Source organism: Microcoleus sp. M2_D5 (assembly GCF_036701935.1).
Classification (GTDB): domain Bacteria; phylum Cyanobacteriota; class Cyanobacteriia; order Cyanobacteriales; family Microcoleaceae; genus Microcoleus.
On sequence record NZ_JAUBRP010000007.1, the window covers coordinates 128,713 to 152,479 of the forward strand.

The 23,767-nt window shown below is 45.4% G+C and carries 20 protein-coding genes; 8 read left to right on the forward strand and 12 right to left on the reverse strand.

The window, feature by feature from the left end; translation table 11 throughout:
* Positions 1-44: 44 nt before the first annotated feature.
* Positions 45-548 carry a hypothetical protein gene (locus QUA50_RS05350; protein ID WP_333259715.1) on the forward strand — a complete coding sequence of 168 codons (504 nt, stop codon included), beginning with the start codon at positions 45-47 and terminating at the stop codon, positions 546-548.
* Positions 549-850: 302 nt separating this feature from the next.
* Positions 851-1,645, forward strand: a complete 795-nt coding sequence (locus QUA50_RS05355) for a sulfite exporter TauE/SafE family protein (protein ID WP_333259717.1) — start codon at positions 851-853, stop codon at positions 1,643-1,645.
* 74 nt (positions 1,646-1,719) lie between these two features.
* On the opposite strand, the gene cysK is transcribed toward QUA50_RS05355, so the two are convergent.
* Positions 1,720-2,700, reverse strand: a complete 981-nt coding sequence (gene cysK / locus QUA50_RS05360) for a cysteine synthase A (RefSeq protein WP_333259719.1) — start codon at positions 2,698-2,700, stop codon at positions 1,720-1,722.
* Positions 2,701-2,718: 18 nt separating this feature from the next.
* A complete protein-coding gene (locus QUA50_RS05365) occupies positions 2,719-3,156 on the reverse strand; it encodes an Rrf2 family transcriptional regulator (RefSeq protein WP_333259722.1) in 438 nt (145 codons plus the stop codon).
* A 110-nt stretch (positions 3,157-3,266) separates the two neighbouring features.
* Between QUA50_RS05365 and QUA50_RS05370 the strand changes: the two genes are divergently transcribed.
* A complete protein-coding gene (locus QUA50_RS05370; RefSeq protein ID WP_333259725.1) occupies positions 3,267-3,500 on the forward strand; it encodes a hypothetical protein in 234 nt (77 codons plus the stop codon).
* Between the two features lie 320 nt (positions 3,501-3,820).
* On the opposite strand, the gene QUA50_RS05375 is transcribed toward QUA50_RS05370, so the two are convergent.
* From QUA50_RS05375 to QUA50_RS05405, 7 genes are all read right to left on the reverse strand, one after another.
* On the reverse strand, positions 3,821-4,942 hold the full coding sequence (locus QUA50_RS05375) for a sulfate ABC transporter substrate-binding protein (protein WP_333259728.1): 1,122 nt from the start codon (positions 4,940-4,942) through the stop codon (positions 3,821-3,823).
* Positions 4,943-5,324: 382 nt separating this feature from the next.
* The gene (locus tag QUA50_RS05380; RefSeq protein ID WP_333298527.1) at positions 5,325-6,629 is read right to left on the reverse strand and encodes a YeeE/YedE family protein; all 1,305 of its coding nucleotides are present in this window, start codon (positions 6,627-6,629) and stop codon (positions 5,325-5,327) included.
* 182 nt (positions 6,630-6,811) lie between these two features.
* Entirely contained in the window at positions 6,812-7,768 is a 957-nt protein-coding gene (locus tag QUA50_RS05385; RefSeq protein ID WP_333259736.1) for a sulfurtransferase, read from the reverse strand.
* A gap of 287 nt (positions 7,769-8,055) precedes the next feature.
* Positions 8,056-8,640: a Crp/Fnr family transcriptional regulator gene (locus QUA50_RS05390; protein WP_333259739.1), complete on the reverse strand. Its 585-nt coding sequence runs from the start codon at positions 8,638-8,640 to the stop codon at positions 8,056-8,058.
* Between the two features lie 84 nt (positions 8,641-8,724).
* A complete protein-coding gene (cysE, locus tag QUA50_RS05395) occupies positions 8,725-9,456 on the reverse strand; it encodes a serine O-acetyltransferase (RefSeq protein WP_333259742.1) in 732 nt (243 codons plus the stop codon).
* Positions 9,457-9,613: 157 nt separating this feature from the next.
* Complete coding sequence (locus QUA50_RS05400) at positions 9,614-11,560, reverse strand: ATP-binding protein (RefSeq protein ID WP_333259744.1); 1,947 nt, start codon at positions 11,558-11,560, stop codon at positions 9,614-9,616.
* 215 nt (positions 11,561-11,775) lie between these two features.
* Positions 11,776-12,807, reverse strand: a complete 1,032-nt coding sequence (locus tag QUA50_RS05405; RefSeq protein WP_333259747.1) for a sulfate/molybdate ABC transporter ATP-binding protein — start codon at positions 12,805-12,807, stop codon at positions 11,776-11,778.
* A gap of 263 nt (positions 12,808-13,070) precedes the next feature.
* On the opposite strand from QUA50_RS05405, the gene QUA50_RS05410 reads away from it, so the two are divergent.
* From QUA50_RS05410 to QUA50_RS29205, 3 genes are all read left to right on the forward strand, one after another.
* Positions 13,071-13,250: a hypothetical protein gene (locus QUA50_RS05410; protein WP_333259749.1), complete on the forward strand. Its 180-nt coding sequence runs from the start codon at positions 13,071-13,073 to the stop codon at positions 13,248-13,250.
* A 77-nt stretch (positions 13,251-13,327) separates the two neighbouring features.
* A complete protein-coding gene (gene gltD / locus QUA50_RS05415) occupies positions 13,328-14,812 on the forward strand; it encodes a glutamate synthase small subunit (protein ID WP_333259752.1) in 1,485 nt (494 codons plus the stop codon).
* A 942-nt stretch (positions 14,813-15,754) separates the two neighbouring features.
* Positions 15,755-15,856: a transposase gene (locus tag QUA50_RS29205; protein ID WP_445243143.1), complete on the forward strand. Its 102-nt coding sequence runs from the start codon at positions 15,755-15,757 to the stop codon at positions 15,854-15,856.
* 277 nt (positions 15,857-16,133) lie between these two features.
* Here QUA50_RS29205 and QUA50_RS05420 read toward each other — a convergent pair whose 3' ends face one another.
* Positions 16,134-16,604: a DUF4079 domain-containing protein gene (locus tag QUA50_RS05420; protein ID WP_333054092.1), complete on the reverse strand. Its 471-nt coding sequence runs from the start codon at positions 16,602-16,604 to the stop codon at positions 16,134-16,136.
* 96 nt (positions 16,605-16,700) lie between these two features.
* Between QUA50_RS05420 and QUA50_RS05425 the strand changes: the two genes are divergently transcribed.
* Positions 16,701-18,182 carry an ankyrin repeat domain-containing protein gene (locus QUA50_RS05425; protein ID WP_333259755.1) on the forward strand — a complete coding sequence of 494 codons (1,482 nt, stop codon included), beginning with the start codon at positions 16,701-16,703 and terminating at the stop codon, positions 18,180-18,182.
* 304 nt (positions 18,183-18,486) lie between these two features.
* Here QUA50_RS05425 and QUA50_RS05430 read toward each other — a convergent pair whose 3' ends face one another.
* Positions 18,487-19,431, reverse strand: coding sequence for a 2OG-Fe(II) oxygenase (locus QUA50_RS05430; RefSeq protein ID WP_333259758.1), 945 nt, complete (start codon positions 19,429-19,431; stop codon positions 18,487-18,489).
* 219 nt (positions 19,432-19,650) lie between these two features.
* On the reverse strand, positions 19,651-21,198 hold the full coding sequence (gene purH / locus QUA50_RS05435) for a bifunctional phosphoribosylaminoimidazolecarboxamide formyltransferase/IMP cyclohydrolase (RefSeq protein WP_333259760.1): 1,548 nt from the start codon (positions 21,196-21,198) through the stop codon (positions 19,651-19,653).
* A 474-nt stretch (positions 21,199-21,672) separates the two neighbouring features.
* On the opposite strand from purH, the gene QUA50_RS05440 reads away from it, so the two are divergent.
* Positions 21,673-23,565 carry a PAS domain S-box protein gene (locus tag QUA50_RS05440; protein ID WP_333259763.1) on the forward strand — a complete coding sequence of 631 codons (1,893 nt, stop codon included), beginning with the start codon at positions 21,673-21,675 and terminating at the stop codon, positions 23,563-23,565.
* Positions 23,566-23,767 lie beyond the last annotated feature (202 nt).

Consider the following 23,767-nt stretch of genomic DNA (forward strand, 5'->3'; position numbering starts at 1 on the left):
GGATGGTAAACTACGGTAAGCCGATCGAGTTATGAGTTGTTAACGTGGAAAACGCTAAAAAAGTCAGTCAAGAGTACCAGCTTGCAGGACAACAGACCCAACAGTTGCCAGAAGCTAAAAGCTTTCAGGAAGTCTGGTTTAAAAAAATCAGAGGCGGGTTGCTTCTGGGAATTGGATATTTGCTGTCACCGCTGTGTTGGTGGAACGACATATTTTTCAATCTGCCAATTGCCTACGCCTTTGGGTATATCTGTAGTGGGCTTTCCCCAGATTTACTGTTTCCTTGCACAATTGTCGGCTACTGGCTTTCCAATATTGTTGGAATTCTGTTGATGCAATTCGGGGCTGTAGATGTTTTTGCAGACAAATCCAAGGAAAAAAACCTCAAAAAAGAGTTATTGACAGGTTTAGTTTCCTCAACCGCCTTCACAATTCTCGTTGTGGCATTGATTCATTTTAATGTTCTCGATAGTCCCGATTTCTTTTCCGGCAAGGACTCGATTAACCTCAGCTCATTTTTACCTGTGACGATAGTCAATTCAAGGTAAAAAGCAAAATCTCAACTATCAAAAAATCGAAAATTCTTAATCAGTTACACAGGTAAGTTTAATCAAATCAGGGAGCTTTTACACTACAATCTTTGTAGCTTTGTTTATTTGCATTTACTCACTTTCACCAAAAATTTTGTAGCTGAACGCGCGGTAAGTCTCAAGCGTTGAATAGCACAAGTCCCGGTTATAAATAGTGAAATGCGACTACTACTTTGCCTGTGTAGCTGTGTTGCAAAAGTCGCGCCAGTTATCTATTTGTTGGTTGGTAGCGCTTAATTACACAGTTTTTGGGCATAATCGTGAACTACTTATTACTATCCTTTCTCAGCTTTTTTGTGGGCATTATCGTTGGTTTGACCGGAGTGGGCGGAGCATCGCTTATCACCCCAATGTTAATTTTTGTTTTCCAAATTCCAGCATCAATTGCTATTAGTTCGGATGTCGTAGCTGCTACACTGATGAAAGTTGTTGGCGGATTCAAACACTGGCAGCAAAAAACCCTCGACTTGCAAGTAGTTAAGTGGCTGGCATTGGGTAGCGTACCCGGTTCGCTGGCTGGGGTGTGGCTTTTACACTGCATCAAGTGCAGCCCAAATCAGAATTTAGACAGCATATTGCTGCGCGTTCTGGGAGTAGCGATCGCCCTAATTGTTGCTTTATCGCTGGCCCAATTAGCGGTCAAAACATTTTTCCCTAATTTAAAATTTCCTGCGCCCCCTAAATGGGACTTAAATACTAATTACGGCCGTATTTGTACTGTGAGTGCGGCAGCAATTTTAGGAGGCTTAGTGGGAATCACTAGCGTGTCTTCCGGTTCGATGTTTGCACTGTTGCTGATTGCTTTTTTCCGCCTGGATACTTCTAAATTGGTGGGTACAGATATTTCGCAGGCAGCCATTTTGTTGATGTTTACATCTCTGGGACATCTCAGCCTCGGAACAGTAGACTGGAGTTTGGTTTTGCCAATTTGGTTGGGTTCGGTGCCGGGAGTTTTGGTAGGGGCTAAATTCTGCAAAATTATGCCTCAACGCCCGCTAAAGTTTGTGATTTACGGAATGTTGGCGATGGCTAGTTGGAAGTTGTATCAAGTCTGAAAAGTAGGGGTAGGCACGGCGGCGCACTACCCCTACTTCGCAAGGGAAACCACGGGGATCGCCCCTACTACGTATTAATAATTGCTGACTAATGCTTCGAGTTCGCTGACTGTCGGCAATTCTAAGTCTTTGAACAAGACTGTACTGAGGTAGCGTTCGCCATAAGAAGGCTGCACAAAAACTATCAATTTTCCTGCATTTTCTGGACGCTTGCCGACTTGAACTGCGGCACACAAAGCGGCGCCTGCAGAAATTCCTGACAACAATCCTTCTTCTCTGGCTAGTCGGCGACTGTAGGCGATCGCATCTGCGTCGCTAACTGCGATTGTTTCATCAATTAACTCTGTTTTCAACACTTCCGGGATGAATCCTGCGCCAATCCCTTGAATTTTGTGAGCACCAGATTTTCCTCCAGAAAGCACGGGGCTGGTGGCTGGTTCAACTGCGATCGCCTTAAAACTCGGTTTCCGCTGTTTAATTACCTCAGCAACTCCAGTAATCGTACCGCCGGTGCCGACTCCAGCCACTAAAAAATCTACTTTACCCTCTGTATCTTCCCAAATTTCCTCGGCCGTCGTTTCCCGGTGAATTTTCGGATTAGCGGGGTTGCGAAATTGTTGCAGCATGAAAGCGTCGGGGGTTTCTTCTACAATTTCTTCCGCACGGGCGATCGCGCTTAACATCCCTTCATGTCCGGGCGTCAATTCCAACTGAGCTCCGTAAGCTTTCAGCATCGATCGGCGTTCCGTACTCATCGTATCCGGCATCGTTAAAATCAGACTGTACCCTTTCGCCGCCGCGATCATTGCCAAAGCAATTCCAGTATTGCCTGAAGTCGGTTCAACTAAAATAGTTTTCCCAGGTTGAATTAACCCCGCATCTTCTGCAGCCTGAATCATGCTGGCCGCAATCCGATCTTTCACCGAAGCAGCCGGATTCATCCCTTCCAATTTGGCCACAATTTGAGCAACTACTCCTTCGGCTTGGGGAATTTTATTTAGCTGAACTAAAGGAGTTCTGCCGATTATTCCTGTAACATCCTTAGCAATTCTCATGGCTTAATTTCTCTCCAATTAAATGTAGTACATGGGATGTGCTTGTTTGCGAACATCCCGCTGTTCGCACAAATCTTGTAATGTGTATTTCCCCAAAACAGCCCAGGATGCCTGTCGAGCTTCCTGCCATATTTCTAGCACCGCAGTTTTTTCTATTGTTGCAGATTCCGAAACTTTTTGAATGTGGCTGCTGCCCTCGCCTTCGAGTATCGAAAACACTTCTAGCAAAGTAATCTGCCAAGGCTCTTTTGCCAGCAAATAACCGCCTTTAGCGCCCCGCAAACTCTGGACGATACTCGCACGCCGCAGCACGGCAAGAATTTGGTCTAGATAGCGTTCTGGTATCTCACCAGAAGCAGTAATTTCGTTCACTGTTAGGGGCGAATCCTTCGGGTAATGGCTCGCCAGTTCCAAGAGCGCTAACAGGGCATATTCTACTCTAGAAGATAGTTCCACATTCCCCACTGGCGATCGAGTTTAAATTGTACATTATATCATAGTACACAATTCCGGTAGATGTGCAGGTGTTAATATATTTTTATTACAAAAACGGTTGGAGAAATCCCGTGAGCAACGTAAATGTAGGTTTAAGCTGTCGGCACTGTCGGTATTACGAGCAGCACGGGCACAGGGGCGGAAACTGCCTGATGCTCGGCGTGGCGGTACAGGGTGGCTGGAAAGCTTGCCCCTTCTTGGTTCCGCCCTTTGCACCGTCTTGGGAATACCCAGAAGCGGGTAGATCCCGAAAGTCTCAAATGTTGCAGGGAGCAAGTATTTTACAAGCAATACCCCCGCCTTGAAGTAATTGCTAAGTAGGCGTAGGCGGATCTATGCTGTGTCATCGTTAAGTTGATTCATACTGAGATATTGCACCATTCTCAGTAGCCTGTAGGGGCGGGTTCGCCAACAGTTTTAAAGCTTGCAGATAGGTTACATAAACCCGCCCTCCCTCAGTTCATACTCACCTACTTGGCTGCAGTCAACAGGTGCGAGATATCGCATCTGTTGGCAGCCAGAAGAAAGGAATCAAGAGAAAGAAAAAAGCAAGGGCGATCGCACTTGCCTTGAAACTTATTTAGGATGCAAAGATTAAATTTAATTAACGCAATTCCGATCCAGATTATCTCCGGCCCAGAGCATTCTCAATTTGATCGAACATCGCATTGTCAGCGAAGAATTTCTGTTGCACCGCATTCCAACCGCCTACATCGCCGACAGTAAACAGTTTGCCAATTCTGGGAAACTTACTGCTAAATTCTGCAGCTACCGTCGAGTTAACAGGTCGAAAACCCGCTTTCGCAAATTCTCGCTGAGCTTCCGGCGTGTAAAGATATTTCACAAAAGCCTCCGCCACTTTAGTAGTGCCGTGTTTAGCTGCGTATTTATCAACTACAGCCACGGGGTTGTCAATGGAAATATTCACTTGGGGGATGATGAAAGGTTCAGCTTCGCCCTGCGCTTTAGCCAATAGAATTTCGTTTTCGTAGTTGATCAGTACATCGCCTTGGTTTTGTTTGTAGAAGGTATCAGATGCTTCGCGGGCATCTTTCGGAAGCACTGGCACGTTTTTGTAAACCTGGCTGACAAAGGTGCGGGCTGCTTGTTCGTTTCCTCCGTTTCGAGTTACGGAACCCCACAAAGCTAAAAAGTTCCAGCGCGCGACACCAGAGGTTTTGGGATTAGCAGTAATTACTTTGATGCCGGGTTTGGCTAAATCGGCCCAGCCTTGGATTTTTTTGGGATTTCCGGCCCGCATTACTAATGCCGCAACTGATTTGCTAACAATTCCGTTATTGGGTACTTCTCGTTCCCAACCTGATTTAATTAGACCGGCTTCTTGGATGCGATCGGTATCATAAGCTAAGGCTAAGTGTACGACATCGGCTTCCAAACCGCTAATCACAGCACGGGTTTGGGAACCGGAACCCCCGTAGCTTTGGCTGATCTTGACATTCTGCTTGTTTTCTCGTTTCCACTTCGCTACAAAGCCGGGAACAATCTTGTCGTAGGCGGATTTGGTAACAGCAAAGGAAACTAAGGTGAGTTCGACATCTTTTGGTTGCTGGCCGATCGCAGCATGAGGGATTAACCAGCTCAAGCTCAAACCTACTGCAAAAAAGAAAGCAAAAACTCTCAGTAGGAACGATTTCTGAAATTTGAGAGGCTGCCAAGAAATAACTGGCCAGCCACTTTTTTTATTTAAGGGCTGCAAGACATTATCTTTGAGATGATGGTACGGCATTGATTGTGCTTAGTTCCTCTGACTTTTTATCATGTGGGTTGAGCGCACAATTAAGTGTAATGCGCTTGATATAGAGCAAATTCAGCCTAATGAGATTTGCCCGGATAATCTATAAGATTTCGCTGATGTGGCAATTCTTGTTAATGGCTCTAATGGCAAGATTGAGAGAGTGTTTTGCTAGCAATCGGGCGATCGCACTCAAGGAGCGATCGCCACCTCTCTCTACTTAATCTAATACCTTACACTATTAAATACTTAATGTCTATAGACAAACAGTATTTTATGTGAAAGGGCGCGCTTGACGGGAAAACGCGACATCTGTAGGGACAAAGACTTTGCCTTTGTCCCTACGCGCAGCTCGATCGCCCATTAATGCTGGAGATTAATTCTCAAGTCGCAAAAGCGATCGCAGTTTAATTCCCGCAACGCTACCCAACAAAGCAGCAGCAATCCACAGCCAACCGTGCAAACTGGTAGAAGCAATACCGCTAAAAAAAGCGCCTACATTGCAGCCGAAAGCCAGCAACGCTCCGTAACCCATCATGAAACCGCCGCTCAAAACGGCTGCAACTTTGGATAAGGACAGGTTAGTTTTGACAGTGAATTTGCCAGCCAAAGCCGCTGCTAAAATTGCACCCAAAACAATACCAAAATTCATCACGGAAGTAACATCAGCAAAGATGCCTTTTTGCAGGGATTCCAACTTGTCGGGAGTATTCCAAAACGGGTTAGTTGTTGGATTCCAACCGAAAGCGGTAGCAAGTTCTGCCGCCCACAAAGTAAACCCCCAAGTCACTCCCCAAGGGCGACCGTCAATTAACAGTTTTACCCAGTTGAGAAAGGCAAGAGCAAAAGCTCCGGCAGCCAGAGGCCAAGGGCCGTAAAGCCATCGATTTTTGATGTGGGATTGGGGATTTTTGAGGAGAGAATTTGCTGTTACGGGTTGCTTGCCGTTGGCGCGATTCCACTGCCAGAGGGCGATCGCAATTAACAAAAATACGCTCAGTTGCAAGATAACTGCGGGCGTCCATCCCAAGGTTTTTCCTAAAGATATTGGCGGCAGTGAGGGCAAATTCCAAAGGTGTCTGGTCAAACTTCCTGCAAAAGAACCGATGCAAAAAGTCAGCAGGGTTAATAGCATTGACGTGCTGCCGGCACCAATTGTCCAAAGTGTGCCGCAAGCGCAGCCGCTGCCCAATTGCATTCCAATTCCGAATAGAAATGCGCCGATCGCATTTTGCCAGCCCACAGGCGCAACAGCCCCGGCTATTTTGTGTCCGAAGGCCTCTCCTGATGCAAGTACGGGAGCAAAAAGTACAGTAGCAATTCCTAACATCAACAAGTGCGCTAAAACACCTGTAATATCGCGATCGGCAAATAATTTGCGATAGGCAGAAGCAAAGCCAAAACTAGCGCGATACAAGCTCGCACCCAGCAAACCTCCAATCAGAAATAAAACGCTCTGCCGCCAGCCGTAGGCGCCCAAACCGAGGGCACCAGCACCAAATAATGTCAAGACAATCGCTATAATCGGACGCTGGGATCGGGGCGGCGAAGTTTTTGTCTGCGGTGAAAAAGCAATTTCTGCGGTGTTATTCACAATAAAATACCTGACTCCAGAAACAACCGTCAAGCGAGGCAGACTATCCATTTTAGCGCTAAGTTTTTCGCGGCTCCGATTTTTCATCGGGTTGTTCCGTTGGACTACAAGCAATAGAATACCCTGCTTTCCGATTCTCACTCACGGTTGAAAAACCAAAGGCGGTCGCGCTCAAAATTACGAACATTGATATCGAGATTATTGCTGTTTTCATTCTACCTCTTCGGTCAATTTTTAGCCAAAATAGCTGTTAACTACAGATTTGTTTTCTACACTGCTTGTTCCGGGCCAGTTTCTACAGGCAAATTTGTCTGGCTGTATTCAGTCCAAGAGCCTTCGTATATCCTCACTTTCGGATAGTTTAGCAAGTGTTTCAAAACGACATATTGCAGGGTCGCTTCCCGTCCCGTACTGCAAGTAACGATGATGTCGCTATTGCGATCGATCTTTTTAGCTGCCAAAATCTGTTTGATTTCTTCTAACGACTTCAACTTGTGCGGATTTTCAGCATCTGTAAAAGTCGGCCAGGGAATGTTGCGAGCTCCGGGAATGTGCCCGTTGCGCGTCCAGATTTTTTCTTCGCCTTGAAATAATTTTTCCGGTCTGGGATCGATGAACGTGACGCCTGCTTTGCCAATTAAATTTTTGACTTCATCAAGCGTTACTCGAATTGATTTGTTGTCTCGAACAGTTAGTGTACCGGCCGCGTATTTGGGAAATTCTTTTCTTACAGTTTGGGAAGCTTTGTAACCGCTATATCCTCCGTCGATAACTGCTATATCCGCGTGTCCCAATCGCTCCAATACGTAAGCAACCATTGTCGCACCCAGAACATCTCTGCCGTCGGAATAAACTGCGACGCGACTGTTATCTGTTACTCCGGCTCGCGATAGTAATTGCCCCAATTTATCCGGCGTTAAATACTGTACTGGCAAACCGCTGTCCGGGCCGCGCAAGGTGTTGTCGGCGATGTTGACTGCGTTGGGAAGATGCCCGATAAAGTAGTCCATTGGGTTGGTGCGGACATCGAGAATTCGCAGGTTTTTGTCGCTGGCGTTTTGGGCAACCCACGCGGGGGTAACGAATTGAATTTTACTTTTTGATTCCGCTGCTTGGCTTGGGAAAAACGGGAACAGAGGAATTGCGATCGCCAGCACCGCTAGTACCGCAATTAATGCCCCTATTTTGTTTTTTTTGAATCGAGCTTTCAGGGATTTAGTTCTCATTTTCTTTCCTCTTGCATTGTCTCTGTCGAACAGCACGAAAAACTCCCCACTGCTAGAGAACCGATCGCTCTCTTTACATAAAATACTTAATCTTGATCGATTTATAGTAGATTGTATGTATAGTTTTTGATTGTTGCACAGATAGCCTCAGAAAGTCAATAGTTTTTTTTAGTAGCTAAGGCTACAATAATTGATCGGGCGATTCCCTCCGGGCAAATTCGCGCGTGCGAATTTGCCCGTGTCAGTAACGGGCAAGAAGCCCGTTCCACAAGACATTGATTCTACCCTTATATTTCGTAGTGCCACACCTCAGAAGGTTGCAGAATAATCCGGTGGAATGGCAGACGATCGATCAAGCCTTGCTGCTCAAAATGACCGAGGGTGCGAGTGACAGTTACGCGGCTTGTACCGATGATTTCGGCAATATCCTGATGCGTTAAAATCATATCGATTAGATGTCCTTGCTCTACCTCAGAACCAAACCTCTTAGCCAGCCAAGTTAAGAGTTGATAGAGCATAAAATCAACTCTTTTGTAACCTCGCATTACCATAAAATCTTCAGCCTGCTGAATGTGAGTGAGCAAAATATCTCTATTTAGCCAGCGCTCGCCCAATAGTAAAATTGCCTCGACTTTAGTGAGGCATTCAATTTGAAAAGGATCGCATTTTGATATCGGTTTGCCGATCGTATCACCAGGCCCCCACAATCCCAAGGTGATAATTGTGCCATCTTCAAGCCACGTTACAGTTCGCACTACTCCACTTTCAATTCGCCACAGAGCGTTGCTTCTGTTGGGCAAGTGCGAGCGGCGAGGAAATATATGTCGGCTCGTTTCATCAAAAGTTTTAGTGGAAATAGAAGCAATAGTCATAGCCAGTTACTGAATAAATTAAAGTTAGTTTGTAGCAGGGCAGCAGGATAGTGCGGGCAAAACTCTATATAAATTAAAACTTTACTAGATACCTGCACCGTCTAAAAAGTCTGTAATGAATAAATTAGAATACATGAACAATTCATTTTCTTCTGCCTGTTTTTGCTCTGACTCAGTTGAATTTAGCGGAGATATTTGAGATTTTAAAATATTAACCTGGTCTTCTAAATGCTTAATTCTATCGAACAAAGCTCGAATTGCTTGAGCTTCCAAATCCGGTATGCCTTGAGAATTTTGAGCATCTTCTAACTGCTTTTTTCGAGAGATGATGCGGCCGGGAATTCCCACAACTGTGCAATCGCTAGGGACATCCCGCAGCACCACCGAACCCGCACCAATCCGAACATTATTGCCAATTTGAATATTGCCTAAAACCTTAGCACCAGCTCCCACCACTACATTTTCTCCCAGCGTCGGATGCCGTTTTCCTATTTCTTTACCGGTGCCGCCAAGGGTCGCTCCTTGATAAATTACAGCGTAATCTCCAACGATCGCAGTTTCGCCAATTACCACCCCCATGCCGTGGTCGATAAACACGCCCCTACCAATTTTCGCACCTGGGTGAATCTCAATACCTGTTAAAAAGCGACTCAGTTGAGAAATCAAGCGCGGTACAAACGGCAGGCCAGCCGAATAAAGCCAGTTTGCTGTCCGGTGCAAAAAAAGTGCTTGCAGTCCGGGATAGCAAAATAATACTTCCAGCCAGTTGCGCGCCGCCTGGTCGCGTTCGTAAATAATTTGCAAGTCAGTGAACATATTTAGTCTCGCCGTGTTTTGGTTATACAGTATCGGCCGTGCCGACGGTTTAAGCTGCCTAAAGCAGTCTTGATTGTGGCATTATTACATATAATACTGTAATCCGACCTAATTACAGTAGTTAATGAGAAAAAAATTTTTCCTTTCCCAGCCCCTTCTAAGCTGCCTCCGATATTTTCCGCGAAACAAACGGTACAGCTTGTCTGACTTCTTGCCGCAGCGGAATCTCGATCGAGAATTCCGTCCCCAATCCCGGTGTCGAATCGCAGCGCAGCGTACCCTTGTGCTTTTCTACGACAATTTTATAGCTGATTGACAGTCCCAATCCTGTCCCTTTTCCTACTGGTTTCGTCGTAAAGAAGGGGTCAAACAGCCGTTTTTTGACATTTTCTGCCATGCCGGGGCCGTTGTCGGATATCCGCACAATTATTTTATCGGGGATCGTCGAATATTCTGTGGTTATGGCGATCGCGATCGGATTGGCTTTCGCTGCTTGGGGCCCGCGATCGAGGTTGTAACTCTCAAGCGCGTCGATCGCATTAGCCAGAATATTCATAAACACCTGATTTAATTGTCCGGCATAGCACTCTACTAAAGGTAAATGGCTGTAGTTTTTAACAATTTCGATCGCTGGGCGATCGGCTGTAGCTTTCAGGCGGCTTTGCAGAATTAGCAGAGTGCTGTCAATGCCTTCATGGATGTTGACAGGTTTCATTTCGCTTTCGTCTAAACGAGAGAAATTTCGCAAAGATTTGACAATTTGAACAATGCGCTCGGCTCCTATTTTCATCGAAGACAGCAGTTGCGGCAAATCTTTGCTGAGAAAGTCAAAGTCAATATTTTCTAAATACTCGAAAATTTCCGATGGAGGGTGTAAATAGTGTTTTTGGTAGAGTTTTACCAATTCCAACAAATCGCTACTATATGCGCTGGCGTGTTGAATATTGCCGTAAATAAAACTAATAGGATTGTTAACTTCGTGGGCTACACCAGCAACTAATAAACCCAAACTAGACATTTTTTCCTGCTGAATCAGTTGAGATTGAGTTTGCTGCAACTCTTGCAAAGTTTGCTCTAGCTGTTTTGATTTAGCCCTGCGTTCTGCTGCTATTTTTTCAATTCGAGCGGTATAATTCCACAAGCTCATTAGATAAAGTGTCGCCGCTAAAGTTAAGATTGTACCAAAAATTAAAACTGTCAAAGAACGCCAAAATCTTAGAGGATTAATGTACTCTGGTGTTAACCTCAACTGCAGCAACCACCTGCGATTTTCAATATTGAGAATGCGGGTGCAACTGCTGCCGTCCGGGCAGTAAGCTCTTTCCCCAATTTCTAGTTTATTTTTTATGTTTTCGTCGGTAATTATCCTTTTAGTCTTCGCTTCGTAAAAAGCGAGAAATTTTTCTGCTTCAGGAGCCATAGCATCTTGAAGATACACGTTAACAAAGTTGAGTTTAGTTTCCTGTAAAGCAGATTTAACAATAGCATCTACCAGCAAAACTCCGAGAGTAAAACCTTTCAAGTTTTCTGGTTTCTTAGCAGAAAGATTTTCGGGCAATGCTGCGGTATCACCAGCAGAAATTTGACTAAAAATTGGCATAAATACAAAGACGCTTGGTTGATTTTGTGAAGACCATTTTTGGCGGTCAGTCGCGATAATTTCTTGTCTTTTTACGGCTTTTTCTAACGCAAGCCGATTGGCAGTCAAATCTAAACCTAAATCTATTTCATCAGTCAGGAATTGCGGCGGCTCAGAAACACCGGGCAGCCAAGCGATCGCCTTCAGGCTCGGATGGCGGTACAGGGCAGTACCAACAAATGTATTAATTTCTGGTTTTTTTACCCCGTCAAATACGCTGTAAAATGCTCCGGCAGCCCGAATTATTTCTAAATTGCCGCTTACATCTCTCTGAATCTCTGTAGCTATTTTGTCCAGTCGCTCTTGCAGTTCGGCTTGCATGGATTTGTATTCCCAATTGTACGCGACTGAAGAGGCGATCGCAGACAGTCCCAATCCTGCACAAAGTGTTAATCCTGCCTGGATGTAACGGCGATAAGCAAGTAAACTGCTAGTTGCTAAATTGAACAATTTGTTAGCATTCATATTCTTCGCTGACCTTTTTTTATCGTTCCCACTCAAAATTTCAGGAGGAAGCTTTTTCCCCTTCCCAGGCAGAGCCTGGGAATGAATTTCTGGAGGATCGGCCTCCGATTTAGAGCCACGAGACAGCATTACCAGGCACGAGCCTGGTAACGATGTGGGAGCAGTGTTTTGTACAAGCTCCCCGATAGTATTTTGAGTAAGATGCAGCCGCTGATTTAAATTGAATAAGCAGGGAAAGTCATCGCGTGTTTGGGCTTGACGTAAACCTGCTGATCTCGCGTTAACTGTAGAGAATCGAAGCGCTCGCGACTCACGTAAGCTGTTACTACCTGCTCTGATTCTAACAGTAACTCGGTTTGAATTTCCCGCCCTAAATGAATGATGCGACTGACTTTTGCTAATGCAAAACCAGACTCCGGCTTAGTTTTTATTTCCACGTCGTGGGGGCGCAAAAACACTACTTCAGAATGAGCGGCTCCGTTCTTGTGAGCTGTTGTGGCGTTGCTGGCGAACAAACCCGCAGCATTCGGCAGCACATTGACAGGCCCAATAAAACTCATCACAAAAGCTGTTGCGGGTTTGTCGTAAATTTCAGCAGGAGTGCCAACTTGTTCGACTCTACCTTTGTTCATCACCACAATTTCATCGGCTACTTCCATAGCTTCTTCTTGGTCGTGAGTCACAAAAACTGTGGTGATGTTAACTTCTTTGTGAAGGTTGTGCAGCCACGATCGCAATTCTTTGCGGACTTTAGCATCTAATGCTCCAAAAGGTTCGTCTAGCAGCAGCACTTTTGGTTGAACTGCAAGAGCTCTCGCCAAAGCAACCCGCTGCCGCTGGCCGCCGGAAAGTTGCGAAGGATAGCGATCGCCCAAACCTGTCAACTGCACTAAATCCAAAAGTTCCTCAACCCGCCTGCGAATAGAGTCTTGAGGAACTTTGCGAATTTCCATCGCAAAAGCAATATTTTTCCGAATACTCATGTGTTTGAATAAAGCGTAGTGCTGAAACACAAAACCGATATGCCTCTCCTGCACCGACTGCTGAGTAGCATCCTCGCCGATCAAGTAAATATGACCCGTGTCCGGCGGTTCGAGTCCGGCAATCATCCTCAGCAGAGTCGATTTCCCCGAACCGGAAGGCCCTAAAAGCGCGACTAGAGAGCCGTTTTTTATTTTCAAACTCACGTTGTCAATGGCGTGGAAGGAGCCGAAGTGTTTCGATACGTTCTCAATTGTAATGCTCATGACTTTTTGTACCTATTTTAGGAGTTGATGGTATTAACTCCACATATTTGACCGATTTACAGTAGTATATCTTGAAATTAATATTTTGCAAGACCTGTAACTTTTTGTATTGTATTTCGCTCTCTCCTGATGGGGACGGCGCTTGAAAGTTGACGCTGGCGGGCAGTCTGAGTTAACCCGCGACGGTTTCCAGATGTGGCTGTAGCCGTAAATGCGATCGTCCCAGAATAAGCCCTGCTGAAATTACGTAGAAACCGGGTTTGATGGACGAAAATACTGCATCAAAACCTTTAAAACCTTTAATGCGGCTAAAAAACCCGGTTTCTTTGCTGTCGCTCTATCTATATTTTACCGCTCCCGACAATTCCCCGACTCCCGGCGATATTAAAGATTTCATGTACAAATTGCCCAATCTGAGGTGCGATCGCACACAATTTAGATGACAATAGTTAATTCAGAAGCCAGCTAGCTTCACCTTTGAGAAACTGCCAGAATAGTAAATTCTAACGAGAACACCACTATGGGAAAACCAACAGGCTTTATCGAATTCTTGCGCGAATTGCCCTCCGAACTCTCACCAGTCGAGAGAGTCCACAACTGGGACGAATTTCACCTGCCGATGGATGAGGACAAACTCCGCAGCCAAGGAGCGCGCTGCATGGACTGCGGCATTCCGTTTTGCCACACGGGCACAATGATCGGCGGCATGGCAAGCGGCTGCCCGATTAACAACCTCATCCCCGAATGGAACGACCTAGTATATCGCGGACTCTGGAAAGAAGCCCTAGACAGACTCCACAAAACCAACAACTTCCCGGAATTCACCGGCCGAGTCTGTCCCGCACCCTGCGAAGGCGCCTGCGTCCTCGGCATCAACAACCCGCCAGTCACGATTAAAAACATCGAAGCCTCGATTATCGACAAAGGCTGGGATGAAGGCTGGATTACCGCCGAACCGCCAGCCAAACGCACCGGCAAAAAAATCGCCGTCATCGGTTCCGGGCCCGCCGGTTTGTCCGCAGCCGCGCAACTCAACAAAGCCGGTCATTGGGTAACAGTATACGAAAGAGCCGATCGACCGGGCGGCCTGCTAATGTATGGCATCCCCAACATGAAGCTAGACAAAGAACAAGTCGTGATGCGCCGCCTGAAAGTCCTCGAAGACGAAGGCGTGACATTCGTCTGCAACACCGAAGTCGGCAAAGACTTACCAGCCGAACAACTGCTAAAAGAATACGACTCCGTTGTCCTCTGTACCGGCGCCACCAAACCCCGCGACTTGGGCATCCCCGGTCGCGAATTAAAAGGCATCCACTTCGCAATGGACTTCCTGACTGCGAACACCAAAGCAGTTTTAGACAAGAGTACAAACGGCAACTTCATCTCCGCCGAAGGCAAAGACATCGTAATTATCGGCGGCGGCGACACCGGCACCGACTGCGTGGGCACCTCCATCCGCCACGGCTGCAAAAGCCTCGTACAGCTAGAAATCCTCCCCAAACCGCCCTCGGAACGGGCGGCCAACAATCCCTGGCCCGAATGGCCGAAAGTCTACCGTCTCGACTACGGCCAAGAAGAAGCCGCAGCCAAATTCGGCGACGACCCCCGCGGCTATCTCACCACGGCGACAAAGTTCGAGGGCGACGAAAACGGCAATGTCAAAGCCGTGCACACCGTTGAGGTGGAGTGGGCGAAAAACGAGAAAGGGCAGTTCATTCCGAACCACATCCCCGGCACCGAAAAAGTGTTGCCGGCACAGCTTGTATTGCTAGCGATGGGCTTCCTCGGCCCGGAACAGCCCTTGCTGGATGACTTGGGATTGGAACGTGACGCCCGCAGCAATGTGAAAGCCGAGCACGAAAAATATACAACCAGCATTCCGGGAGTTTTCGCGGCGGGGGACTGTCGCCGGGGACAGAGTTTGGTGGTTTGGGCGATTAACGAAGGGCGGGGCGTGGCCCGGGAGTGCGACCTTTATCTGATGGGGAGCACTGATTTGCCTTAGTTGGTAGGTGTGGGTCGATCGAGATTGTTTAATTTCCCATAATTTACAGCTTATTCCATGTAGATGTAGATCGCGATCGACCGGGTTTCGAGCAACAGAATCAGTAATGATGCCAGAACTGTAAAGAAACCCCGCGAGAGCGCGGTGTACTTCATAAACCTGGAATACGCTGTATTAAGCCCGTAGGGGCGGATTCGCCAAGATTTTGATTTAAAAACCCAAAATGTTGTAAACCCGCCCTTTGTACCTTGAAATAGGTAGATTGCGATTTACCGTGTTCGTGGGGGCGGGTTTACGAAATTATGGATTTTAGGCAAATATTGTTGGTGAATCCCGCCCCTTGTATCTTAGGAATGAAAAATAAATAAGTTGATGAGTTATCGGTTATAACTGACATCTTGCAGCAATATCAATAAGAGGATTTTTCGTGGGGTCGGGCGGGTTTATAGAACCTATTTGCAAGCTTTAAGGCTGTTGGCGAACCCGCCCCTACGGCTAATTGAGAATGGTGCAAGATATCAGTTATAAGGAAAAAATTTTAAGATTAGGATCTTCACTCCTACAAAGCTCAACTTACAACTGATTTTTCTCTTTAACTATTCTAATTTACTTTTAAATCGATGTCTGATTCTAATTCACTTGAGTCAGAAATGAAAAACGGTTCTTCCTTACTTGGTATGCTAAATCAATAGCTAAATCAGTCAAACAAATTGAGGTTAAAAATATGTGTCCCAATCTTGCATAAATGCCTAAATTACAAGAAAAATTCCGACAAATATTTGAGTACAAAAAACCAATTGGTTGAGGGCATTGTTGAGAATTGGTATCTGCCAGAAAAGAACTCAACAATATTTTCCCGATACTGTTAAGACTATTACTAATTGGTTTGACGAGATAATTGCTTACTTTGATAATAGGACAAGAAGTGGTATTGTTTAAGGTATTAACAACAAGCTTAAGTTAATAAAACGTTCTGCCTATGGCTTTATAAATTTTGCAAGCTACAAAAATAGATGTTTGCTTACTTGGGATTTTAACTGTTAGTTTGGCATACCAAGTAAAGAAGAACCGGAATTGTTTATAATGAAATAGCCGCGCTTTTTGTTGCGTAAATAAAGCGTTTTACCAGGTTTAATAGCAGGTGTTTTCTTATTGTGTATTCAAAAAATCACCTAATTAATTTTATAACTTGTCGCTAAATTTAATTTTGATCTATTAAAATATCAAAAAAAGCTGGGATATTAAACTAATAAAAAAAAAATTACTTGCTAATCGCTAATCGCCCCAAAGCAATTAGCAATTAGCAATTTTACTCAAATTATCACATTTTGCTGATAATTCTTTGCAGGATTTCTACGCCTGATACCGCTTGCCAGCCAAACAGCCCCAAGAGCACAATATTCAGAAAGATGTGAGTGTTTCTGGCCAAATCATTGCCTTTTTGCATCAAAGGAGTCAGCGATGCTGCGATCGCAATTATTGCCGTCATTCCCAACCCTGCTAGCAAGTGCGGGCCGACAAATAGTTTGCCGTTGTTGATGTAGGTGACGGCCATTCCGCCCACTGCCCCCGTTACCATCAAGGCTAGCAGCAAAGAACCCATTTGGTGGTGTTTGATGTTGAATTTGCCCTTAATTAACTCTTTTTTGACTTCACCTTCGGCACTTCTGGTACGGCGGATTTGCAGGCCGAGATACAAAGCATAGAATGAGATGGCCAGCAGTACCCACATTAAAACTGGGTGGAAGAATTGGCTCCAAACTTTCACAGACTGAGGAATTTCGAGATTCATAGTGTTCTGAGGATTAGCAAACATACTTCATAAAACTTAGCATACCAGTCAGGCCGTCTCGTGCGACGGTAAAAATATACGGGATGAGACACTATTATGCCTGCCACTAAACAAGACGCTGTATTGATTCAAGCCGCCAAGACTGGCAACATTATTCACGTCCAAGCTTTACTCGCTAAGGGAGTTGACGCTAATGCCAAAGACTCTGAGGGGACGACGGCTTTGATGTTTGCTGCCCAAAAGGGCTATACAGAAATCGTGCGTATTTTACTAAACAATGGCGCTAATGTCAATCAAGCGAGCAGGCGTTTTGGGCTGACGGCTTTGATGCTGGCGGCGGCTCACAAACAGCCTGATTCTACGCGGCTGTTGTTAGCTGCTGGTGCTGATGTTAATGCTAAAAATGATGATGGAAGTACGGCTTTGATGGCGGCTTCTCTCAAAGGAGATATCAATGTTGTGCGGATGTTACTTGATGCTAATGCTGATGTAAATGTCCGAGATAAAGATGGAGATTCTGCTCTGAAAATAGCTGCTTTATCGGGTCACGAAGCTGTTGTTAAAGCTTTGGTGGATGCGGGTGCGGTTGCTGACAATTCTATGGTGTTTTTAGCTGTCCGTCAAGGTAGCGCTGAAATTGTGCGAATTTTGCTCAAGTGTGGGGCGGATGCTAATGTTAAAAATCTAGAGAGCAAAACTGCTTTGATGCTGGCTGCGACGGCGGGAAATTTGGCTGTTGTCGAGGCGCTGTTGGCTGCTGGTGCTGATGTCGAAATTCCCGACAAAAACGGAGAAACTGCTTTAACTTTGGCTGCGGATTCTGGCAATACTGATGTGGTGCAAACTTTGCTTGGTGCGGGTGCTAATGCGAATGTGAAAAATGGAGATGGGGGCACGGCTTTGATGGCGGCGGCTGCTGGAGGAAATGCGCCGATCGCCCATATCTTACTCGATGCTGGCGCGGATATCAACGCTAAGGATAAAGATGATGAAACTGCTTTGAATTTTGCCGTGGTTGAAGGCTGCGAAGATGTGGTGGAATTGCTCTTAAACCGAGGTGCTAGTGTCGGTGCTAGAAATCGGTTGGGCGATACGCCTTTACTGGTGGCGGCTGTTCACGGCCACAGTGCGATCGTATCGGCTTTGCTGCAAAAAGTAAACTCAAATCGGGATGAGTTTGTGAATGCGAAAAACTTTGGGGAGACGGCTTTGACGCTGGCTGCGTTTCACGGACATACCGAGACTGTGAAGGCTTTGCTTGAGGGCGGTGCAGATCCGAATGTCCCGGCGGATTTGGGGAAAACGGCTTTAATGAAGGCGTGCGATCGCGGTTATATTGCGATCGTCCAATTATTAATCGAAAAAGGTGCCGATGTCAACGTGCTGGATGATTCCGGCGCAACAGCTTTAATGTGGGCAGCACATCGGGGTTATCCTGATGCAGTAAAGATTTTAATTGATGCTGGTTCAGAACTAAACCACAAAAATCCGGGAAATTATACAGCTTTAATGCTGGCTGAGTTTAAGGGTTATTCTAATGTGGTGAAATTGCTCAAAAGTGCTGGAGCACTGGAGTAAGAATAATAGTTTTGAGTAAGGTAATTCTGTCATTCTGAGCGTAGGCTTTGGGAAGTGAAGAAGCTCACATATCGGGACTTACGCATTGTAATGGTGTGGCAATAATTTGAGATTCTTCTGTTCGCTCAGAATTACATAATTAGGTGATTAATGCGTCCAGGACTATGAATTATATCATGTCCGATGATTAACCATAATATCCAGGTCGGGGCGGGTTTTTGAGATTGTCAATTATTGGCGATTATGGTTGGTGGAACCCGCCCCTACAAAAATCGCGGTAGCTCGACCCGACATGATATTAACCTCAATTTGCTTTGCGTACCCAGCCGTTAATAGTAAAGCGGCTATCAGCAAAAGCTTTTGAGGGACAGCTAACTCGCAAAACTTCGTGCATATAGCGACTCAGAAAAAATACTATGCTGTTATTGCGAGGTTCAACAGTTCTGAATGTCTTGTCTGCAACGTAGAAATTGTTCTCGATTTTGCTGTCATAAATCTGCAACTCGCCACCTGAAAAAGCCTTGGGTTCTCGATAGAAATAGTAAACGTAAGTAAAAAATCTGGTGGCGGTATCTGGAGAGCCGCTGTCGTTGTGAAGTTTGTAAAAGTTGTTGTCATTGTGCATGGTTAACTGAGCTTCTATTTCACCAAGCGGAAATGAGGGAATATTTAATTTTTGCAGCACGTCGGGGAGAATTGCTTTGATGCGATTAACCATCAGTTCGGAAAATTCTGGGAACGAGTGGAGTACCATCGAACGGCGGTAATCTTCGGCATTGGTTGAGGTGCTGGTACTCACAAATTCTGATTCTTTTGCTAAAACATATTTAATGAGTTTGTTCTTTTCGGCCGGGGTCAAAAAGTTGTCTATTTGGGCGTAGCGAGATATTAAGTCGTCATTTACAGGCGGCGCAGGGGCGGGAATTTCGGCGGGAATTTCGGCGGGAATTTCTACGGGAGTTGCAGGCTGCTGCGGTTGCAGTTGCTGCAAGTAAATTGGGGGTTCTGTGACTAATCCGACTAGGTGTTCGCCGGGAAAAAAAAGGGTGGAACGCCCGTCGTCTATGGGGATTTGAAATAAGGGCGAAAAACCCAGTGTTTGTTGGGTGCGATCGACTAATGTTTTGATCAGGCTGTGCAATAATGGTGTATCTGATTTGAGGGTGACGGTGCATTGATGTCCCCCGGTGAGGAGGATTTTGACTTTGATGTCTTGCGGTTGAATTTGCGGTTGAATTGTGCTAGTCATAGCCGTTAGTTATAGAAGAAGGAAGTTCGGCAACGGATTCTGTAACGGATGTAACGGATGTAACGGATGGATGGAAGAAGGAAGAACAAAAATTCAATCATTGCTTTAGGGCGGGCTAGAAGCCCAACCCCTACTCCCCACAATAGAATTAACTCTTTGTGGAACAGGCATCTTGCCTGTTCATAATACAGGTGCAAAATGTCATTGCTGCGAACTTAATTAATGCAAGAAGTGGCGGATATCGGTGAAAACCATTGTGATTCCGAGTTGGTTGGCTGCTTCGATGGAATCTCGATCGCGCATACTTCCGCCCGGTTGGACGATCGCAATTATGCCAGCCTCAGCCGCAGTTTTGACTGAATCGTCGAAGGGGAAGAAACCGTCGCTGGCCAAAATCGCTCCTTTGCTTTTCTCTCCTGCTTGTTCTAATGCTAGTTTAACTGAACCGACGCGATTCATTTGTCCGGCGCCGACACCGATTGTAGTGCGATCGCGCGTCACAACGATCGCATTTGATTTGACGTGTTTCGCTACTTTCCAAGCAAACAGCAATTCTTCTAACTCTCCCGCCGTCGGCTGTTTCTCAGTAACAATCCGCCATTTGCTAGTTTCTTCTACTACATTATCTGAGTCTTGCACCAGCAAACCGCCTGCAATTATTTTAACAGTTTGTGGAGGGCCTTGAGTCAAATCTGGCAAAATTAATACTCGAACTTTCGCCTTTTTCTTGATAATTTCTTCTGCTTCTGGTTCGCACCCCGGCGCGACAATACATTCTAAAAATGTTTGAGTTAAGGCCGTTGCGGTAGCAGCATCAATCGGGCGGTTGAGGGCGACAATTCCACCGAAAGCTGAGACTGAATCGGTATCGAAGGCTTTTTGATAAGCTTCAGAAATAGTTGTTCCCAAGGCTGTGCCGCAAGGATTTGTATGCTTCAGAATAGCGGCGGCGGGTGTGTCGGGGAATTCTACGATCAGCCGCCTTGCTGCTTCTAAGTCTACTAAATTATTGTAGCTTAATTCTTTGCCTTGCAGGATGGTGCTAGTCGTCCAGCCTGTCGGTGTACTTCCGCTTTGATACCAGGTGGCGGCTTGATGGGGATTTTCGCCGTAGCGGAGAGTTTGCAACTCTTTTCCTGATAAATTAAACTCGTCTGGTAGTGCAGATTTTTCAGGGGATTGGCTGCTGCTGAGATAAGTTGCGATCGCGCGATCGTAGTTTGCTGTATGTTTAAAGGTTTCTAGGGCGCATCTTTGCCGAAACTCTAAGGATGCTTCGCCGCCGTTTTCCCGCAGTTCTTTTAAATAAGTATTGTACTGTTCTGGGTCGCACAAAACTGTCAAATGAGCGTGGTTTTTGGCGGAAGCTCTCAACATGGCCGGCCCGCCGATATCTATCTGCTCAATTGCGTCTGCTAGAGTAACTCCGGGTTTAGAAATTGTCTCTTCAAATGGATACAAATTGACTACAACTAGATCGATCGCCCGAATTTGATTTGCGGTTAAATCTGCGAGGTCTTCCGGTACATCGCGGCGTGCTAAAATGCCACCGTGGATTCGCGGGTGAAGTGTTTTGACTCGCCCTCCCAAAATTTCGGGGGAACCAGTATATTCTGCAACTTTGGTGACTGGGATGCCTGCTTCTTTGAGAGCCGTTGCTGTCCCGCCACTACTAATTATGTCAAATTCAAATTCTTCTACTAGACTGCGCGCTAAGTCGATTAGTCCGGTTTTATTGGATGTGCTCAGAAGTGCTAGACGTGCCATTGGTTTGAAGTTGCGATCGCAAAAATAGATAGGTTATATTCTATACCAAATCGGCCCGCAGGGAGATGATTTGGTCATGGCTAATTATGATTATTTTTAATAATCAAAGATGAGTTCGCTTATTTGTGACCATATTTTTTGTCAAATTTATATAATATTTTATACTGACCAGTGGTTTCTAGATATCTAGAACTTGCGCGTGGAACTGATTATTTTGTGAGTGCGAGGGGGATTGAAGCCATATCCAGCTTCCACAGTTCGTGTCGCTACGTAAGTGTCAATGTTGTTGAAATTACTTAATAAAACTTAATAGATAATTATAGGGCGATCGCTCTTGAATTTTAACGATGTTTTATGATGAATTCTAAAAGTAATGTGCTAGCATCGGGTGTAAATTGCTCTCTCCCTAAATTTCCCGAAAAATAGGGCGATCGCCACACATTAATCTAAACAATAATTTGGTAGGGTTAACATATGTTTTTTCAAGAAGCAGATCCAGAAAATAAGCTCAGTAATATTAGCAGGAATCATAAACAAACTGCTCCCAATCTGACTAATAGAACAGGCTACCAACAGATTTCAAAAAAAAGAATCCAGAATTCACCAGAGACCAATATTTCCGAAGCTTATAGTGTTAGTTTGTGCGAATTGCAGCAGATGGAGCGAGCAATGGAACAGCTAAAGCAGGATTTGAAAGCTAGCGAATCTCGGTTTAGGAATGTGATCGAAAAAAATGCCGACGGCATCGCAATCGTTAACAAGCTAGGACTTGTCTGTTTTGCCAACCAGTCAGCAGAAGCGCTGTTTAACTGCACCGCAGATGAACTTTTAGGGCAAGCATTTTTTGGCAATTTAGTAGTAGAAGTTTCCGCTTGTGACCTTGAGATGGCGACGGATATTATTCCCCAAGTTGGAAAAACAGAAGCACCAGGAACTCGCGTCGTGCAAACAGAAGTTGAAGCTATTCGCAAGCAAAAAGCAAATGCTGTAGTAGAAATGCGGGTGGTGGAAACGGAATGGGACGGAGAAATGGCTTATTTAGCTACGCTGCGGGACATTACCGATCGCAAGCGCGCAGAAGAAATGCTTTGGTTGTACGATCGAGCTATCGCAGCTACTAGCACCGGAGTTACGATTTCTGACGCCACTGACCCCGAAAATCCAATTATTTATTGCAATCCAGCATTTGAAAGCATGACAGGTTATCGGCGGCAGGAAATTATCGGAAAAAACGGCCGATTTTTGCACGGAAGCGATACGGATCCGGCGGCAGTAGAAATAATTCGCCAAGCCTTGCAAGCAGAAAGCGAATGCAAGGTAATATTAAAGAATTACCGCAAAGACGGAACCGCTTTCTGGAATTGTTTCTCCATATCTCCCGTGCGCGATCGAATGGGCCAATTAACTCATTTTATTGGCGTACAGAGAGACATCACGGAGCGCAAACAAGCCGAAGAAGCCTTGCATAATTCCGAAGCACAAAGCCGAGAACAAGCAGCTCAACTAGGAGCCACACTGGAGCAACTAAAAGCCACTAATTCCCAATTAGTTCAAAGCGAAAAAATGTCTAGTTTGGGATTGCTACTTGCCGGCGTCGCTCACGAAATTAACAACCCAGTCAGCTTCATTTACGGCAATCTCGCTCATCTGACCAATTATACTCAAGACTTGTTCGATCACCTCGAACTCTATCAACAACACTATCCTAATCCAGTCGCAGAAATTCAAGAGCAAAGAGAAAAAAATGATCTAGATTTTTTAGCTGAAGATTTACCTAAAATACTATCTTCAATGAGCGTTGGTGTCGATCGCATTTGCCAGATTGTGCAGTCGCTGCGGAACTTTTCGCGGCATGACGATTCACAGATGAAACCCGTTAACCTCCACGAAGGTATCGACAGCACGCTGTTAATTCTCAATCACCGTTTGAAAGGGAACGGAGAAAAGCAGCCAATTCAAATTGTAAAACACTACGGAAAATTGCCAACCGTTGAGTGTTTCGCTGGGCCGATCAATCAAGTTTTTATGAATATCCTCAGCAATGCGATCGATGCTTTAGAAGATGCCAACAGTAGGCAAACTTGTCGAGAAATGCTAGAAAATCCCAGCCAGATTATGATTGGTACGGAAGTTGTCGGCAATTTTGTAGAAATTAAAATTGCCGACAACGGCCCTGGAATAACTGAGGAAGTCAAACAGCAGATATTCGATACATTTTTTACTACCAAGCCCATTGGCAAAGGCACGGGAATGGGTTTGTCAATTAGCTATCAAATTATTGTAGAAAGACACAAAGGCGAATTATATTGTAATTCGGAATTGGGCAAGGGCACGGAATTTGCTATCAGAATTCCGATCGCACCTTAGCGCGGAATGTGCAATCTACACGTTACCAACTTGATATATAGGCAAACAAGCGAGGGGGACTCGCACTCCTACAAAACGAGAAAAATCGTTTTTTCTCGTTCCCAGACTCTGGCTGGGAACGCATACTTAGGATCGCGAATTAAATAACTTACAATTTTAATTGTTATTGTGGGATGGGCGTCCCGCCCGTCCAAAAAGGACG

Coding starts and splice junctions, on each gene's coding strand:
- cysK (WP_333259719.1), bottom strand. CDS start 2,700: ATGAGAATTGCTAAGGATGTTACAGGAATAATCGGCAGAACTCCTTTA.
- QUA50_RS05375 (WP_333259728.1), bottom strand. CDS start 4,942: ATGCCGTACCATCATCTCAAAGATAATGTCTTGCAGCCCTTAAATAAA.
- QUA50_RS05380 (WP_333298527.1), bottom strand. CDS start 6,629: ATGAAAAATCGGAGCCGCGAAAAACTTAGCGCTAAAATGGATAGTCTG.
- QUA50_RS05385 (WP_333259736.1), bottom strand. CDS start 7,768: ATGAGAACTAAATCCCTGAAAGCTCGATTCAAAAAAAACAAAATAGGG.
- QUA50_RS05390 (WP_333259739.1), bottom strand. CDS start 8,640: ATGACTATTGCTTCTATTTCCACTAAAACTTTTGATGAAACGAGCCGA.
- cysE (WP_333259742.1), bottom strand. CDS start 9,456: ATGTTCACTGACTTGCAAATTATTTACGAACGCGACCAGGCGGCGCGC.
- QUA50_RS05400 (WP_333259744.1), bottom strand. CDS start 11,560: ATGAATGCTAACAAATTGTTCAATTTAGCAACTAGCAGTTTACTTGCT.
- QUA50_RS05405 (WP_333259747.1), bottom strand. CDS start 12,807: ATGAGCATTACAATTGAGAACGTATCGAAACACTTCGGCTCCTTCCAC.
- QUA50_RS05410 (WP_333259749.1), top strand. CDS start 13,071: ATGGACGAAAATACTGCATCAAAACCTTTAAAACCTTTAATGCGGCTA.
- gltD (WP_333259752.1), top strand. CDS start 13,328: ATGGGAAAACCAACAGGCTTTATCGAATTCTTGCGCGAATTGCCCTCC.
- QUA50_RS05420 (WP_333054092.1), bottom strand. CDS start 16,604: ATGAATCTCGAAATTCCTCAGTCTGTGAAAGTTTGGAGCCAATTCTTC.
- QUA50_RS05425 (WP_333259755.1), top strand. CDS start 16,701: ATGCCTGCCACTAAACAAGACGCTGTATTGATTCAAGCCGCCAAGACT.
- QUA50_RS05430 (WP_333259758.1), bottom strand. CDS start 19,431: ATGACTAGCACAATTCAACCGCAAATTCAACCGCAAGACATCAAAGTC.
- purH (WP_333259760.1), bottom strand. CDS start 21,198: ATGGCACGTCTAGCACTTCTGAGCACATCCAATAAAACCGGACTAATC.
- QUA50_RS05440 (WP_333259763.1), top strand. CDS start 21,673: ATGTTTTTTCAAGAAGCAGATCCAGAAAATAAGCTCAGTAATATTAGC.